Origin of the sequence: Pelomonas lactea (assembly GCF_043555885.1) — a bacterium.
GTDB classification, from domain to species: Bacteria; Pseudomonadota; Gammaproteobacteria; order Burkholderiales; family Burkholderiaceae_C; genus Pelomonas; species Pelomonas lactea.
In genome coordinates this window covers 1-470 of record NZ_JBIGHX010000023.1, presented here as the reverse complement: position 1 = coordinate 470, position 470 = coordinate 1, and the positions used below count along the sequence as shown (strand labels likewise).

The window sequence follows — 470 nt, the reverse complement described above, 5'->3', positions numbered from 1 at the left end:
GTGGAGCGCAGCGTCGACACCATTGCCGGCGCGACCTACACCCTCAGCCTGGACTACGCCGGCGGCATGGGCTTCCTCGCGGCCAACACGCAGATCGGCATCTACGTCGACGGCGTGCGCATCGCCACCCACGCCGGCACCAGCCCGACGTCCTCGCTGAACTGGCAGGCGCTGAGCTTCAGCTTCACCGGCAACGGCGCCAGCCGCACGGTCGCCATCGTGCTGGAAGGCGGCGACACCCTCGCCGCCGGCACCACGGTGCCGCTGCGCAGCGCCATGATCGACGACATCCGCCTCGTCGAAACGCTGCCGGTGGGCGCGGGCGTCGTCTACGGCCTGGCCGGCGGCAGCATCGCGCTGCCGCGCATCGAGGCGGCGCTGGCCAACGCGGCGGGCGGCGAACGCCTGAGCGTGAACCTGCTGGGCCTGCCCGACGGCGCCACGCTGACCGACGGCGTGCGCAGCGCCGC

1 protein-coding gene is annotated in these 470 nt (G+C 73.4%); it reads left to right on the top strand.

Annotated elements, in window-relative coordinates:
• Window positions 1–470: hypothetical protein (locus ACG04Q_RS25555; protein WP_394514701.1), on the top strand; the 470-nt coding region annotated here is incomplete at both ends.